The sequence below is a fragment of the Alteromonas sp. 5NS40-0096 genome, assembly GCF_057544385.1.
Map to the genome: position 1 here is coordinate 595,073 of NZ_BAAJLQ010000002.1, position 14,415 is coordinate 609,487.

Here is a 14,415-nt window from a genome sequence, read left to right on the forward strand (position 1 = left end):
TGCTCACGCTGTCGCGTTGTGAAACTAGCCCAATGCCAATGAATTGATATGCAGTTTAACCTTACAGGAAAGTTTTGATAATTCTGCCGAATGAGTATTCAGTTTTTAGAATTTATTGATAAAAGTTCCAACAAGAACAGGTTAGCCTTGTTGGCGTAAATACAGAGCAGTGTTATCGCTCGTTATAATCTAAGACGTTACAACGAATACTGGAGAGAGTTATGTTAGGCGAAGATCATTCTTTAAGACACGAATTTCCAACGCAGATCAGCAAAATAGAACAGTTGGTAGCACGGGACCCTTCGTTTGCTGAAAAAGTGGCGAAGTACGACGCGATAGATAAAGAAATCCGAGAGCTAGAGCTTGCGAATGCCCCGATTGCCGATGGCGCTATGCATCAACTAAAACATGACAGAGCTGAACTTAAAGACCAACTGTATCGCACAATAACGGCAAATTAATTGTTGCATGCCCTAAACCCTGATAAGCAGCAGTTTGGGGGATTCACTTTTTGATTACTGTTCTGACCCATGTGTACAAATGTGGTCAATACCTTACTTGTTGTTTAGACAAAGCGTACTTTCTTGAGTCTAAACGATGCCAAAAGTACTGAGACTGTTACAAGCGGTGTGACAAAAAATGGGTCGATTTCCATTGCACGTAGTGCTGGTTTGACGAAAAAAGCCGTCAACAGCGCCAAGGGTATCCCCAAAATCAATGCAAAACGGTAATCCGTTTTCAGAACGTAGGGTTCAGTACAATGATGACAATGTTTTAGTTGTCCATTTCGTTGGCGAAAGGTTTTGAAAAAGCCTATGGGCTTTAAGCATGATGGGCACGCATTAAATCGGCCTGACTCTTCGACAATTTCATAGTACAAATCATCAGACTGTTTTGATGCTTTTTGTCGTTCTTCCAACTCATTTTGGATAAGTTGGACGCGATCTGGAAATGCTGAGTGATCGATATGTTGCAAGGTTTCGTCGAGCTCTTCAACGGTATAAGTTGAATAATCTGGTTCCATTTTACTACTGTCCATTACCTTTATTTTATTCCTAGGTTATTGCGAACGAGCGTTTTCCCGTCTCCATGTGTCGCTGTTTGTCGACGTACTTACTTTTCAGCCTCTTCTGCTAGTGCTTGCTCCCAATAAGGTGTGCCAGAAAAACACTCTGCAAAAAAGTCGATAAAACTCCTTACCTTAGGGGCAAGAAGCCGTGAACTGGGGTAAACCGCCCAGATATCCGGCTCAGTGGCCAGTGGGTAGTTTTCAAGAATCGGCACGAGCTGTTCACTCTTTACGTGTTTATAGCAACACCATAACGAACAGATTGTGATGCCTATCCCTTCAACACAGGCGTCTCTCGCCGCTTCGCCGTTGTCAGTGAGCATACGGTTTTTCGTTTTGATGCTGATGGTGCCCTGTTCAGATTGGAAGTGCCACGTTGTCAGGCCGTTGAGGTTGACACACTGGTGTTCGAGTAAATCTTGAGGTGTTTGCGGCGTACCGTATTTTTCGAGATAAGCGGGGGATGCACAGATAATGCGTTTATCTTTGGCTAATTTTTTGGCAATCAGTGTAGAGTCGTTGAGTGTTGCATCACGGATCGCCACGTCATAACCCCCTTCGACCATATCGATAATCTTGTCGCTTAACTGCAAATCCAGTTTGACGTCTGGGTATGCGGCCAGGTACTGCTCCAGAGCAGGTACCAAATGCATTCTGCCAAATGATGCGGGTGCTGCCACCCTTAGCTTGCCATGAGGAGAGCGACTCCCTGCACCTACTGCTGCCCTTGCCGTTTCGATACTTTCAAGTACCTCTCTGGCGTGGGGAAGAAATGCTTGGCCTTCTTCTGTTAGCGATACCTTGCGCGTGGTTCGATGAATGAGCCTAACACCAAGCGTGTCCTCCAACTTATTGATATGGGCACTGGAAACCGCAGGCGATAAGCCCAATTCTTTACCAGCGAGGCTGATATTGTGCAGAGCTGCGATGCGTACGAAGAGGTTCAGGTGATCGGCATTCATTATCAATTAAATCTTAAAACTCATTCTAAGTGTGCTGATATTATCAATAATTACTCGAGCAAATATACTGTTTTCATCAAATCAATAGAGGAATACATGATGAAAGCAATGGTTATCAACGCTTATGGCGATACTGACGTGTTTGAAGCCACCGAAGTTGCAAAACCTGAAGCAACTAGCGGCCATGTCGTGGTAAAAGTCGCGGCATCGAGTGTCAACACAGTCGATACTATGATACGTGCTATGGGTAAAGACCTTCCGCTATCGCCAGATTTACCAGCGATTTTGGGTATGGATTTCGCTGGTACAGTTGAATCAGTTGGCGAGGGAGTGACAGCGTTTCAAGTCGGTGACGAAGTGTATGGTTGTGCAGGTGGCTTAGCCGACTTGCAGGGTTCTCTCGCCGAATACATGTTAGCGGATGCACAACTCATTGCTCATAAGCCTAAATCCTTGACGATGGCACAAGCGGCAGCCATTCCTTTAGTCGGTATTACGGCTTATGAAGGCTTGATTCGTGCAGGCGTTAGCCAAGGCCAGAAAGTACTCGTACACGGTGGCGCGGGAGGCGTTGGTCATATTGCCGTTCAGATAGCCAAGGCCTTAGGAGGCGAGGTATCGTCCACGGGAAGTGCTCAAGCGCAGTTGTCTCTGATAGAGTCATTCGGTGCAAAGCCAATCAATTACACTACCGAGTCTGTTTCAGATTATGTCGAGTCACATACCCAGGGCACGGGTTTTGATGTGGTATTTGATTCTGTTGGTGGCGCCAATCTGGTAAATTCCTTTGACGCTGCCAAGCTCAATGGCCACGTTGCAACAACGGTATCATTGGTAGAGCTGGATTTATCCACCGCGCACTTCAAAGGGTTATCCTTACACGTGGTATTTATGCTGATTCCGATGCTACACAATGTCGACCGCCAAGCTCATGGAGATATTTTGGCGACCCTAGCTACTATGGTTGATGAGGGTAAACTTCGCCCAGTCTTAGATGAGAAAACCTTTGGTTTAGCGCAGGTAGGCGAGGCCCATGCGAGGCTAGCAAGCGGTAAAGCAATGGGGAAAGTCGTGGTAACAGCTTAAGTTTTAACACTAGGCCCCAGAAAGCTGGGGCCACAATCCTATGTGATAAGCTGTGTCATATGCAGCAATTCGCCGCTTGGCCCCCACAAATAAAACACGTCTCCCCAATGCTCGTGAGTGATATCGGTGACTTTAGTGTGGTGAGTTTGGCTCACTTGCTGAGCCGCATTGTGAGCAACTCGAATATCCTCAACACAGACTTGCAGCATAAAGTTCTCGGCCAATGCTTTTTGGTAAAACCGTTGCAAAAAGACAAAGCACGGACCATTTTGCATTAAAGCCAGTTCGTCATTGACCGGATGGTGTTCGAACCCCAGCTCGCGATAAAATGCGATGGACGTGTCGAAATCTCGACAAGGGATAAAGGTGCGGATTTCAGTAACACTGAGAGTATTGGAAGTCATGTCTTAATACCGAGTTCCCGATTCAAAATTACATTGGTTAAGTGAGTTGTAGCTGTCTAACATCTCGATTTTAGTGATTTGGATAGGTCTTTTTTATGATTAATCCTATTTTTTGGTTAAGGATACCGCAACGCCGTCCCAACCAGGTGGCATTTTACCCTGTAAAAAGTAGGAATAAGCGATAAGTTCGGCAATAACAAAATACAAAGACTCAGGGATATCTTGGCCTAACTCGAGTTGCCCTAAGACTTCACTCAAGTAAGGGTCTTCGTGAATGAGCACGCCAGATTCTTGTGCCATTGCAATTATCGCTTCGGCGAGATCGCCATATCCTTTAGCTACTACTTCTGGTGCTTTGCGACCATTCTTGGTGTCGTATTTTAAACCAATCGCTCTTTTGGCTTTATCACTCATACCTGTGTCTCGAATATCTGATAAGGACGATCACTTAAGGTGGCGGGGATCTTGCCGCGCTGACAGCTACTGCTATTGACGCCAACACCAAGTGCTGCGAGCCGACGTTTCAAAAAGGGTAATGTGTCGTACACTTTGCTCATCAAAGCGTCAGAAGAAGTGTATATATCGATGTCGATATCCTCAGCGCGTACCGCGGTTTTCACTAACATTTCGCCCAAATCGCCTACGTCTAATTTCATGGTGAGGTTCCATTGTCTCCCGTGCGCCGGTTTGTTATCACGATCACCTGATTTCTCTTCTTCTCTTTGAATCAGCAGTTCAGGCGCTTTGTTGTCGTGTTGACTGATTGGCAATACCAAATGGAGATTTTCTTGGCCGATACTTCGGGATTCGGTATGTTGCAATTTACTGTTTTGAATATTGGATAACAGCGTTTTGGTGGATTTCTCAAGTTGGTACTTACTCTCTATGTTGGACCAGTCATTTAGCGTCTTTGCCTGAATGGTTTGGCCGTTAATTGACTTTGGCAGCACGCGACTTAGTGTCGAGACTGTATCAGCGAGTTGTCCTTGTTGACGTATCGCTCGAGTAGCCAAAGAAAGCTGTAGTACAGTCACAAGGCCATTAATGAAATTGGATGGCGTTGAGTTTGTGATCGCCCCAATGGTTGTTAACGGTGGAGAAGTAATAAGCGCTCGTATCAATGCAGTGTTGGCGGCGGCCGTTTGCGTGTCTTTAGGCACGCTTGACGTTCCTTCATTATCGCTATTGACTGTTGTGTCTGGCAAAGATTCAGTTATATCTGATTGTGGCTTGATAGCTTCAATTATACTGCGAGCTAATTGCTGTGTGCTCTTCTCTGGTAGCTGTTTCGCTTCACCTAAGCCGGCCAAGATGGTTTGCAGCGCTTGGGTAGTTGAACCTGACTGAACCAACATTTGTTTGGCGTATTGGCGAACTTGTAACAACAAGGTTTCAGGTAGTTTATCTGGGTTACTATTTTCACTGACAACGGATGCTGTTGCCTCACCAGTAACGGTGTTTGTGGGGGAGGCAAGGTTGTTAGGTGCTGTTGCGCGTGAGGATTGATCAGGCGTCTTCACTACTGCCTGAGTACTCGTGGCGACAACAGTGCTTGCTCCAAGGTTAGCTGCTGGATTCGATTTTTGTGTGCTTGTATCCAATGCAACGTTTTGTGTGCGGGCAATGGTAGTTTCAATCACATCCGCTAGCGCGAGTTTCAGCGGCGGCGCTAGGGACGGCAAAGATGTCAATAATGGTGTAGCGCTTGGACGCGGATTGACACCAATCACATTGACACTGGTTTGTTGTACTTGTGCCTTGTTGCCTTGCAATGTGAGTTGCGTGGGAAAGACTTTTTCTGACGTAACTTGTGGTGCGGTTGGAACTGATTGTAACGGCGCGGCCACTTTTTTTGGCAACTGGTCAATTGACACTCCCTTAGCCAACACAGCCTCGACAATTTTCTGCGTAATCGGCACACTATTGTTCGCCAAATTAACCCCTTGAGGGAGAGCGGTTTTCGCTTTTTGTATTGGTGCTTGCAGCGGATTTTGCTCATTTCCATCGGGTACGCTTTGCGAAGTCGCCGTTGCGTTACTATCAGCCGTTGGCGTAGCCACTGGTGTTAGCGTGACTTTGGGGGCATTCGATGCCGGTGCTTGGATAGTCACGATATAATTCAGTGGTAATTGGCGGCTAGCGGCCTGAGCGGGTTGAAGGCGACTTTGGGTAATCGCTGTCACCGTATCCTGCGGCAGTGTTACTTCAGTGGTGATTGGGGCAGGTATGGCTGCTCGCCCGCTGTTATCCGGAACTATGGTCAAGGTCGCTGTGATATTTGTGTTGGCGGGAGCAGTTGGCAAACGCAGCTGTATCTGGGTATGGTTACTGATATTGCTGATAATACTCGGGCTCAGCTGTTGGACTAGGTTGTTTGCGGCACTTGGAGGCAAACTAAAAGACTGTTGGCTAGTTGCCAATTGTACTAGCAAAGCCGCTGATCCCTGAGTGGTTTGAGTTTGCACCAAGCGCAAATCGGCATTGGCTTGGGGTGGTTGGTTTTGGGTGGTAGCCAAGTTGATTGTTTGGATTGACCCTGGCGTTGAGGGCTGCCCTTGGCGAGTCGTTGCGCTAATGATTTGTTCAGGTAGCCGCAAGACCACCACTTTTGCTAACAGGCCGATATTAGACAAGAGTGCGCTGGTAATTTGGTTAGCGCTGATACTCGCACTCGCTACACTTCCTGAGTGTTGGGATTGGGCAATATCATCGGGCACTGTCGTCGGTGGCAGGTTCACAACATTCTCGGGTTTATCGGATACATCACCCTTATATTATCGACAAAAAACACCAAAAACTGAATTGTACTTTTGATCTGAGTCGTATAGATGCGTGGGATTAGGTGCGAATGCATTTGGTTATGATAGAATACGCCCAAGTTTATGAAGACGTTACCTAATTTTGTATTCACCTCAACGAGGTTGAGCCAAAGCAAGTGTTTGGCGGTAAAACGGGTATACACCAATATTAAGGAATGGAATTGTCAGGTCTCGTAGGCCTCGAACTCACGTGTACCAAGCGTGATCGGGTATTGTTCGACAATTTACAATTTTCAATTAATCACAATGAGCTGGTTTATCTTCGCGGCCCTAATGGTGCGGGGAAAACGAGTTTGTTGCGTATTTTGACTGGGCTGTCTAAGCCAGATTCGGGCGCTGTGATGTATAAGGGCGTCGATATTGCCCATGATCCAGTCTCTTACCAAGAATCTTTGATTTATATTGGTCACAAGGCTGGCTTGAGTGGCGCATTTTCTGCACTCGAAAACCTCCATTTTTGGTGTGCTCAGCACGGTGTAAAAACCGACAATCAACACATTTTTGCTATCCTCGACAGTTTGGGGCTCGTTGGGCTTGAAGACGTACCCGTGCGTTTTCTGTCCGCAGGACAACAGCGTCGAGTTGCCCTTGCAAGACTGTGGCTTAAGCCTGCTTCCATATGGATATTGGACGAGCCATTTACGGCACTAGATGTTGACGGCGTTGCCTTATTGGAAACGGCCTTTGCTCAACACGTCAGCAAGGGTGGAGCCGTATTAACAACTTCTCATCAGCCATTATCAGCATTAGCAGGTGACATCAGAGAGTTTGACTTGGAGTACCGGGCGTAATGCGATTGATTCACGGTGTATTCAAACGCGACTTAGCGATTGCGTTTCGTCAGTTGGGTGAATTAGCCCAGCCTATGATGTTTTTGTTAATTGTTATCACGTTGTTCCCCTTGGGGGTTGGTCCCGGTCCTGAGACCCTTCAGCGCATTGGCCCTGGGGTAATTTGGATTGCTGCGATATTGTCCTCATTAATGGGCATGGAACGGTTGTTTCGCGATGATTTCGCCGATGGTTCGTTAGAACAGTTGGTGTTGAGTGGTATGCCGCTTTGGGCTGTAGTATCGATGAAAGTGTTGTGCCATTGGTTGGTCAGTTTCGTCCCATTGTTACTGCTATCGCCACTATTGGCCATGTTTTTGAATCTTACCGTCGACATGTACTGGGCATTAGTACTGACATTGTTGTTGGGTACCCCGTTGCTGTCGTTAATAGGAGCGATAGCCGTTGGGTTAACGGTAGGGTTACAAAAAGGCGGCTTGTTACTGGCCTTACTACTGTTACCTGTATTCATACCTTTGCTGATTTTTGCCACTTCTGCGGTAGATTCAGCAGCCTTACAATTACCTTATAGCGCGCAACTTGCTATTATGGGCGCTATGTTACTGCTGGCAATGGCGCTGGCACCGTTTGCTATAGCATATGCGATTAGAGTGAGTCAGAATTAATGTGGAAATGGCTTCATCCGTACGCGAAAACTGAACGTGCTTATCAGTTGTGTACGACATTACAACCTTACTTTTGGGTAGGGGCTATCATCTGTTTAGTTGTTGGTACGATTTGGGGCCTATTGTTTGCGCCTCAAGATTACCAACAAGGTGATTCGTTTCGAATTATTTATATCCATGTTCCTAGTGCCATTTTGTCGATGAGCACCTATGTCGCGATGGCAATCGCTGCGCTTGTGGGCATCGTTTGGCAGTGGAAAACGGCTTACATGAGCATGATTGCCATGGCGCCAATCGGTGCGGTCATGACCTTTATTGCTCTGTTTACCGGTGCTGCGTGGGGCAAACCCATGTGGGGTGCATGGTGGGTGTGGGATGCGAGATTGACATCTGAACTCATACTCTTGTTTTTGTATTTGGGTGTCATTGCACTTTACGGTGCCTTCGAAGATAAACAGCAAGCTGGTAAAGCCGCCGGTGTGATGGCATTGGTTGGCGTCATCAATATTCCCATTATTCACTACTCTGTGGAATGGTGGAATACGCTGCATCAAGGTGCCACTATCAGTAAATTTGACAACCCATCGATAGCGCCAGAAATGCTCTGGCCTTTGCTCATCAACCTATTGGGCTTTGCGTTTTTTATCGCTGCCGTGACAGTTGTCAGGTTGCGTAACGAAATTATTCTGCGCGAACAGCAGCGCCCGTGGGTACAGGCATTAGCTGAGGAAGAATTGGGAGGCACTGATGCAATTTGATAGTGTCGAATCCTTTTTCGCCATGGGTGGCTACGGCTTTTATGTGTGGCTGTCATTTGGGTTGTGCTTCCTGAGTTTGTTAGCAATTGCTGTGCTGAGCCGAATTCGTCATAAACAACTATTGAAGCAGGTCTTGATCGAAAAAGAGCGTCAAGCCCGTATTAAATCTGCGCGCTCAGGGCAAAGAAAATCGCCGGTGGCCCCGCCTCTGAGTACCCCGTCTGTGAAAGAGTAGTGACTTCATGAATCCTAGAAGAAAGCAAAGATTAGCCGCCGTTGGTGGCATTGGTGTGCTGATTATTGGCGCCGTTTCCCTAATGCTGGTGGCACTGAATGACAGTATCGATTTGTTTTATGTGCCGACAGAAATTACGCAAGGCAAAGATGGTGTCAAACCTCAAATCGGCCAACGTTTGAGAATCGGTGGCATGGTTGTACCTGGGTCGGTGAAGCGCGATAGCCAAACCTTAGCTGTGACCTTTGACTTAGTTGATACTGGCCCAGCGGTAACGGTCAGTTACAAGGGGATATTGCCAGACCTATTCAGGGAAGGGCAGGGCATAGTGGCGACAGGTGTGCTGACTTCAGAAACCTTAATTCAAGCGGAAGAAGTACTTGCGAAACACGATGAAGAATATATGCCGCCTGAACTGGCAGAGCAAATGAAAGGCATCAAGCACGTTAAACCTGAGCAGGTTGAATACTAATGCTAGTTTCAGAATTAGGAAACATCGCACTCACATTGGCGCTGCTCAGCGCCATATTACTTGCGGTTTACCCCATGTGGGGAGCATACAAACAACACGAAGGTTTGATGGCCACGGCCAAACCGTTGGCGATTGGATTGTTTGGTTTTACCGTATTGGCTTATGCATGTTTAACCTACGCCTTTGTTACAGATGATTTCAGTGTTGCCTATGTCGCGCAGCACTCTAATACCCAGTTACCGATTTACTACAAATTCACCGCAGTATGGGGTGGCCACGAAGGGTCGTTCTTGCTTTGGGTATTGATGTTATCAACCTGGACCGTTGCGGTGGCACTGTTTAGTCGTGGCATTCCGCAAGTCATGGTCGCTCGCGTGTTGGCGGTGTTAGGGGTTGTGGGTATCGGTTTTTATTTGTTTATGCTGCTGACGTCTAACCCGTTTAACAGTTTGTTGCCATTTTTTCCCGTCGACGGCCGAGACCTAAACCCACTGCTACAAGACTTTGGCATGATCATTCATCCACCCATGCTGTACATGGGGTATGTGGGTTTCTCGGTGGCATTTGCGTTTGCTATCTCTGCCCTTATTTCTGGGCAGTTGGACTCTACTTGGGCTCGTTGGTCACGGCCTTGGGTTATCTCTGCTTGGGCATTTCTCACCGTGGGTATCGCACTGGGAAGTTGGTGGGCATACTACGAACTCGGTTGGGGGGGCTGGTGGTTCTGGGACCCAGTTGAGAACGCGTCCTTTATGCCATGGCTCGTGGGAACCGCATTAATGCACTCGCTAGCCGTGACCGAAAAACGCAAGGTGTTCAAGTCTTGGACGGTACTGTTGGCCATCGCGGCCTTCTCGTTGAGCTTGCTTGGGACCTTCTTAGTGCGCTCCGGTGTGATTGTTTCAGTCCACTCTTTTGCGAGCGATCCGGCACGAGGTTTGTTCATCTTGGGTATTTTGGTCGTGCTAAGTGGTGTCGGCCTCTTGCTCTACGCGTTGCGCGCGCAGCAACTAAAAAGCCCTGGACGCTATCAAATGTTTTCCCGAGAAGTACTCTTGATGGGGAACAATGTATTCTTGTGCGCCGCGACCTTGGTAGTGTTGCTTGGGACGTTATTGCCCCTTGTACACAAAGAACTGGGTTTGGGGTCTATTTCCGTCGGTGCACCATTTTTTAACCAAATGTTCACGCTATTGATTGTGCCATTTGTTTTGTTTTTGGGCCTCGGGCCACTAACGCGCTGGAAGCAACAAGACTTACCGTCGGTACAAAAACAACTAGCGATCGCCGTTGGCCTGAGCCTGAGCGCTGGCATATTGATTAATTTTTCTTACGACGAGCCGACTTATATGGCGACACTTGGCCTAGTGCTAAGTGCGTGGATAGTGGTGACCAGTGTGCTTGAAGTTATGCAGCGAATTGACGGTTTGAAAGACGCCTCTTTGCTTACCAAATTGACAAAACTCACTCCCAGCCACTGGGGCATGGTACTTGGGCATCTGGGCTTTGCGGTAACGTTAATTGGTATTACCTTGGTGAGTAATTACGAAACCGAGCGCGATGTGCGCATGGTGCCAGGCGAGACAGTCACACTGGGCGGTTATGATTTTAAATTTAATCGCGTTGAAGAGCGCAATGGCCCCAATTATAACGCCAGTGTTGGTATATTCGATGTCTATCAAGATGGCGAGAAAGTCGTGCATCTCGAACCAGAGAAACGCCTGTATTTAGTACAGCGTATGCCAATGACCGAAGCGGGTATACACACCACCTTTACCCAAGATTTGTTTATTGCAATGGGTGAACCGCTAGATGATGGCGCCTGGGCAGTGCGGGTCTACATTAAACCGTTTGTAATTTGGATATGGGGCGGTGCGGCGATTATGGCGTTGGGCGGAGTATTCTCAATATCGGATAGACGTTATCGCATGGCGAAAGTCGCAAAAGTGAAGAAAGTGCTGGCGAAAGCCACTGGTCAAGAGCAGGGAGCGCAAGCATGAAAAAGGCCCCACTAGTTATCGTGCCATTGATTGTATTTATTATTGGGGTGGCATTTTTGTATCAAGGCTTGTTCTCCAATCCCCGTGAATTGGACTCTCAAGTCAAAGATAAACCGTTTCCCGCGTTTGATTTACCCGATTTGATGGCACCCAATGTTCGCTACAACCCTGATGTGTTTAAAGGTCAGGTGACGTTAGTTAACGTTTGGGGAGTATGGTGTGTGACCTGTGCTGTGGAATTGCCTTATCTCACCCAACTGAAACAAAACCAAGACGTCAATATCGTCGGTTTGTATTTCGACCAAGATCTCGACCCAGATTTTGGTACCAAGACACTCAATCGCGTGCAGCAAGAAGTGCGTCAAATGTTGGGGCGTTACGGCGATCCTTACGCGTTCCATATTTTTGATGTATTCCGCGACACCTCTTTAGACTTAGGCGTTACCGGAGCCCCAGAGCACTTTTTGGTTGATCACAACGGGGTGATTCGCATGCACCATATCGGTGACATTAACGATAGAGTGTGGAACAACAAAGTGGGTCCTTTGTACAATCAATTAGTGGCCGAAGCCGAAAGCGCAGGTGCGTTATGAGCTTACTAATGAGAACAGGCCTAACTGCCTTACTTTTTGTGCTGTCAGCGTCTGTTTTCAGTGCACAAGACAGTTACGATTTTGAATCAGAAGCACAACGGCAGCAATTTTTGCGACTGACTGCTGAACTGCGTTGCCCGATGTGCCAAAACCAGAATATTGCGGATTCCGACGCCATGATTGCTCATGATATGCGCCGTAAAACGTATCAGTTAATCCGTCAAGGTAAGTCAGAACAAGAAGTGGTCGATTACATGAAAGCGCGCTATGGCGATTTTGTCCATTATCAACCGCCAGTGACACCCGTCACTATGTGGCTATGGGCATTTCCTGTGATGTTTGCAATTGGCGCTTTGTTGTTCGTGGTCTTGAAACGCAAACAACCACCACCAGAAGATATGGCAGCAAAACTCAGTCAAGCGGAAGCAATGTTGGAGCGTGATAAAGAATGACATGGTCGGTATTTTATTTAGTCGTTGCGGGCCTAATTACTCTTGTAATAGCACTAGTGGCGTTACCCATTTTTCGCAAACAACACGCCTTACAATCGGTCACCCTGACCAATGTTGAAGTGGTACGTCAGCGCTTAGCTGAACTGGACCGGGAAGTGGAAGAAGGGCTGATCTCTGAGCATGATAAACGCCAAGCAGCTGATGAGTTGAAGTTAGCCCTAGTGGATGAGGCGAATGAACGTGAAGCGAGCAAGAGTAAGATAGGTTTACCATTAGTAGCAGGCGCACTGTTGGCTGTGGTAACCAGTGGCATCGTGTACTACCAAGTCAATCAAATTGGCAGTGTAAAACAAGCGCAAGAGGCCATTGATAGGCTGCCTGAACTCAGTCAAAAATTGGCAACTGGGGATGCAGCAGATATTACGCCGCAGGACATCAGCCAACTGGCCTTGGCCATTCGTACTCGTTTGCGTGAGCAACCAGATGACACACAAGGGTGGATGTTTCTTGGTCGCTTGTGGACATCAGTCGGGCAAATTGAGCAGTCGATCGAAGCATTTGAAAAGGCCGTTAGCCTGTCGCCACAAGACCTAACCTTGAAGGTCAACTATGCGCAAGTGCTAATGATGACCAATCAAGAAACCTTACTCAAACGCGCTCAAGCATTGTTGAGCGAGGTCTTGTCACAAGCGCCAGACAACGACAACCTATCGTTGCTAATGGCGGTTGTGTCTGCGCAAGTTGGCGATTTGGCCAATGCGACGCGATACTTCGAAAAAATCGAAAGTAAATTACCCGCTGATAACCCCATGCTAGCGCAGCTGCGAACCAGAATTGGAGAGCTCCAAGGGATAGCACAACCGCTCGATGACAAAAGTTTACAAAAAACTGATGGTTCTGCGCCGTCTCCAACGTTTACTATTAGCGTTGATGTCAGTGATGCGTTGAAAGAAAAGTTGCCAAAAGGCGGTTATCTCTTTGTATTCGCGCAAGACGCTGACAGCAACAATCGAATGCCTGCTGCGGTGGTGAAACAACCGCTATCGTCTTTTCCTGTGGAAATTGTGTTGGATAACACAAATGCCATGTTGCCAAACTATACTTTGGCGCAGTTGAAAAACGCGAGATTAGTAGCCCGGATTTCCGTTGATGACAATGTTGCGACGTCTCAAGGTGAGTTACAAGGAGCAATCGTTTCTCCTGTATCACCTGACAATGTTGTCAGTCAGCACATTTTGATAGATAAGGAATTATAGTGATATCGTCACTTAAAAAAGCAATTGTATTAGGGTTAATCGTTTCCTCTGCCGTACTGAGTGGCTGTGCTGCTAATAACGCCGAGGAACAAGCGGCCCAAACCAATGAACAACAAGCATACCCAGGCGACCCTAATGACCCATTAGAGCCGGTAAACCGTCTGGTATGGGATTTTAACTGGGATATTCTTGATGCCTACATAGTGCGCCCTGTGACTGTGGGCTACACCACTGTGATGCCTGGCTTCGCTCGTACGGGGTTGCTCAATGCGGCTCGAAACTTGGAAGAGCCGACGAATGCGATTAACAACTTGCTGCAAGGTAAAGTTGGCGGTTCGTTAGATAGCGTAGCCCGCTTCGTGATTAACTCAACCGTAGGCTTGTTAGGCACTATCGATGTCGCCGAAAATATAGGGCTGCCTCGTCAACGAGAAAGCCTGGGAGAGACATTAGGAACCTATGGTGTTGGTACTGGCCCATTTATTATGTTGCCAGGTGCTGGTCCCTCTGATGCACGTAGCTTAACCGGTAATGTCGTTGAAGCTGTGTATTATCCATTGTCGTTGGGCAGTGGTGCTGGTATTCCAGCTTTGATTGTTACAACGCTTGAAACACGTGCGGCGCTAATGGGGCAAGAAGCCCAAATTGAACAATCCGTGGATGATTATGCTTTCATTAAAAATGCGTACTTCCAGAACCTAGAGTTCAGAGTTACGGATGGAAAAAGTGCTGACGAAATAGATGAATCGGAGTTCGAAGATTTCGAAGACTTTGAGGACTCTTTTGACGATTTTGAAAATCTTGACGATGATCCGCCAAAGCAGAAATAGCAAAAACATTTAAGATAAAAAAA

The 14,415-nt window shown here is 47.3% G+C and carries 17 protein-coding genes; 12 read left to right on the forward strand and 5 right to left on the reverse strand.

What is annotated here, in order from left to right; genetic code table 11:
* Positions 1–221 precede the first annotated feature (221 nt).
* On the forward strand, positions 222–461 hold the full coding sequence (locus AC27G9_RS08520; RefSeq protein WP_487073058.1) for an HP1242/YdcH family protein: 240 nt from the start codon (positions 222–224) through the stop codon (positions 459–461).
* A gap of 104 nt (positions 462–565) precedes the next feature.
* On the opposite strand, the gene AC27G9_RS08525 is transcribed toward AC27G9_RS08520, so the two are convergent.
* Both AC27G9_RS08525 and AC27G9_RS08530 read right to left on the reverse strand, forming a co-directional pair.
* Entirely contained in the window at positions 566–1,039 is a 474-nt protein-coding gene (locus AC27G9_RS08525) for a hypothetical protein (protein ID WP_487073060.1), read from the reverse strand.
* Positions 1,040–1,113: 74 nt separating this feature from the next.
* Positions 1,114–2,031 (reverse strand): LysR family transcriptional regulator, encoded by a 918-nt coding sequence (locus AC27G9_RS08530; protein WP_487073062.1) that lies wholly within the window; start codon positions 2,029–2,031, stop codon positions 1,114–1,116.
* 99 nt (positions 2,032–2,130) lie between these two features.
* Here AC27G9_RS08530 and AC27G9_RS08535 point away from each other — a divergent pair, with 99 nt between their 5' ends.
* On the forward strand, positions 2,131–3,117 hold the full coding sequence (locus tag AC27G9_RS08535) for a zinc-dependent alcohol dehydrogenase family protein (protein WP_487073661.1): 987 nt from the start codon (positions 2,131–2,133) through the stop codon (positions 3,115–3,117).
* A gap of 38 nt (positions 3,118–3,155) precedes the next feature.
* On the opposite strand, the gene AC27G9_RS08540 is transcribed toward AC27G9_RS08535, so the two are convergent.
* From AC27G9_RS08540 to fliK, 3 genes are all read right to left on the reverse strand, one after another.
* Positions 3,156–3,521 (reverse strand): VOC family protein, encoded by a 366-nt coding sequence (locus AC27G9_RS08540; RefSeq protein ID WP_487073064.1) that lies wholly within the window; start codon positions 3,519–3,521, stop codon positions 3,156–3,158.
* 105 nt (positions 3,522–3,626) lie between these two features.
* A complete protein-coding gene (locus tag AC27G9_RS08545; protein ID WP_487073066.1) occupies positions 3,627–3,935 on the reverse strand; it encodes an EscU/YscU/HrcU family type III secretion system export apparatus switch protein in 309 nt (102 codons plus the stop codon).
* Positions 3,932–6,259 (reverse strand): flagellar hook-length control protein FliK, encoded by a 2,328-nt coding sequence (gene fliK, locus AC27G9_RS08550; RefSeq protein ID WP_487073068.1) that lies wholly within the window; start codon positions 6,257–6,259, stop codon positions 3,932–3,934. The genes AC27G9_RS08545 and fliK overlap by 4 nt, the downstream gene beginning before the upstream one ends.
* Positions 6,260–6,495: 236 nt before the next feature.
* Between fliK and ccmA the strand changes: the two genes are divergently transcribed.
* Genes ccmA through AC27G9_RS08600 form a run of 10 tightly spaced genes read left to right on the forward strand, consistent with a single transcriptional unit; the run spans position 6,496 to position 14,392 of the window.
* Complete coding sequence (ccmA, locus tag AC27G9_RS08555; RefSeq protein WP_487073070.1) at positions 6,496–7,131, forward strand: cytochrome c biogenesis heme-transporting ATPase CcmA; 636 nt, start codon at positions 6,496–6,498, stop codon at positions 7,129–7,131.
* Positions 7,131–7,796, forward strand: coding sequence for a heme exporter protein CcmB (gene ccmB, locus AC27G9_RS08560; protein WP_487073072.1), 666 nt, complete (start codon positions 7,131–7,133; stop codon positions 7,794–7,796). The genes ccmA and ccmB overlap by 1 nt, the downstream gene beginning before the upstream one ends.
* Positions 7,796–8,554, forward strand: coding sequence for a heme ABC transporter permease (locus AC27G9_RS08565; protein WP_487073074.1), 759 nt, complete (start codon positions 7,796–7,798; stop codon positions 8,552–8,554). Before ccmB ends, AC27G9_RS08565 begins: the two co-directional genes overlap by 1 nt.
* The gene (gene ccmD, locus AC27G9_RS08570) at positions 8,544–8,789 is read left to right on the forward strand and encodes a heme exporter protein CcmD (RefSeq protein WP_487073076.1); all 246 of its coding nucleotides are present in this window, start codon (positions 8,544–8,546) and stop codon (positions 8,787–8,789) included. Before AC27G9_RS08565 ends, ccmD begins: the two co-directional genes overlap by 11 nt.
* A gap of 7 nt (positions 8,790–8,796) precedes the next feature.
* Positions 8,797–9,261: a cytochrome c maturation protein CcmE gene (ccmE, locus tag AC27G9_RS08575; protein WP_487073078.1), complete on the forward strand. Its 465-nt coding sequence runs from the start codon at positions 8,797–8,799 to the stop codon at positions 9,259–9,261.
* Entirely contained in the window at positions 9,261–11,261 is a 2,001-nt protein-coding gene (locus tag AC27G9_RS08580) for a heme lyase CcmF/NrfE family subunit (protein ID WP_487073080.1), read from the forward strand. Before ccmE ends, AC27G9_RS08580 begins: the two co-directional genes overlap by 1 nt.
* The gene (locus AC27G9_RS08585; RefSeq protein WP_487073082.1) at positions 11,258–11,854 is read left to right on the forward strand and encodes a redoxin family protein; all 597 of its coding nucleotides are present in this window, start codon (positions 11,258–11,260) and stop codon (positions 11,852–11,854) included. Before AC27G9_RS08580 ends, AC27G9_RS08585 begins: the two co-directional genes overlap by 4 nt.
* Positions 11,851–12,306: a cytochrome c-type biogenesis protein gene (locus tag AC27G9_RS08590; protein ID WP_487073084.1), complete on the forward strand. Its 456-nt coding sequence runs from the start codon at positions 11,851–11,853 to the stop codon at positions 12,304–12,306. The genes AC27G9_RS08585 and AC27G9_RS08590 overlap by 4 nt, the downstream gene beginning before the upstream one ends.
* On the forward strand, positions 12,303–13,562 hold the full coding sequence (gene ccmI / locus AC27G9_RS08595; RefSeq protein WP_487073086.1) for a c-type cytochrome biogenesis protein CcmI: 1,260 nt from the start codon (positions 12,303–12,305) through the stop codon (positions 13,560–13,562). Before AC27G9_RS08590 ends, ccmI begins: the two co-directional genes overlap by 4 nt.
* Positions 13,562–14,392, forward strand: a complete 831-nt coding sequence (locus AC27G9_RS08600) for an MlaA family lipoprotein (protein WP_487073088.1) — start codon at positions 13,562–13,564, stop codon at positions 14,390–14,392. Before ccmI ends, AC27G9_RS08600 begins: the two co-directional genes overlap by 1 nt.
* Positions 14,393–14,415 lie beyond the last annotated feature (23 nt).

Coding starts and splice junctions, on each gene's coding strand:
- ccmI (WP_487073086.1), top strand. CDS start 12,303: ATGACATGGTCGGTATTTTATTTAGTCGTTGCGGGCCTAATTACTCTT.
- ccmB (WP_487073072.1), top strand. CDS start 7,131: ATGCGATTGATTCACGGTGTATTCAAACGCGACTTAGCGATTGCGTTT.
- AC27G9_RS08530 (WP_487073062.1), bottom strand. CDS start 2,031: ATGAATGCCGATCACCTGAACCTCTTCGTACGCATCGCAGCTCTGCAC.
- AC27G9_RS08590 (WP_487073084.1), top strand. CDS start 11,851: ATGAGCTTACTAATGAGAACAGGCCTAACTGCCTTACTTTTTGTGCTG.
- AC27G9_RS08585 (WP_487073082.1), top strand. CDS start 11,258: ATGAAAAAGGCCCCACTAGTTATCGTGCCATTGATTGTATTTATTATT.
- ccmD (WP_487073076.1), top strand. CDS start 8,544: ATGCAATTTGATAGTGTCGAATCCTTTTTCGCCATGGGTGGCTACGGC.
- AC27G9_RS08540 (WP_487073064.1), bottom strand. CDS start 3,521: ATGACTTCCAATACTCTCAGTGTTACTGAAATCCGCACCTTTATCCCT.
- AC27G9_RS08520 (WP_487073058.1), top strand. CDS start 222: ATGTTAGGCGAAGATCATTCTTTAAGACACGAATTTCCAACGCAGATC.
- ccmE (WP_487073078.1), top strand. CDS start 8,797: ATGAATCCTAGAAGAAAGCAAAGATTAGCCGCCGTTGGTGGCATTGGT.
- AC27G9_RS08525 (WP_487073060.1), bottom strand. CDS start 1,039: ATGGACAGTAGTAAAATGGAACCAGATTATTCAACTTATACCGTTGAA.
- ccmA (WP_487073070.1), top strand. CDS start 6,496: ATGGAATTGTCAGGTCTCGTAGGCCTCGAACTCACGTGTACCAAGCGT.
- AC27G9_RS08535 (WP_487073661.1), top strand. CDS start 2,131: ATGAAAGCAATGGTTATCAACGCTTATGGCGATACTGACGTGTTTGAA.
- AC27G9_RS08545 (WP_487073066.1), bottom strand. CDS start 3,935: ATGAGTGATAAAGCCAAAAGAGCGATTGGTTTAAAATACGACACCAAG.
- AC27G9_RS08580 (WP_487073080.1), top strand. CDS start 9,261: ATGCTAGTTTCAGAATTAGGAAACATCGCACTCACATTGGCGCTGCTC.
- AC27G9_RS08565 (WP_487073074.1), top strand. CDS start 7,796: ATGTGGAAATGGCTTCATCCGTACGCGAAAACTGAACGTGCTTATCAG.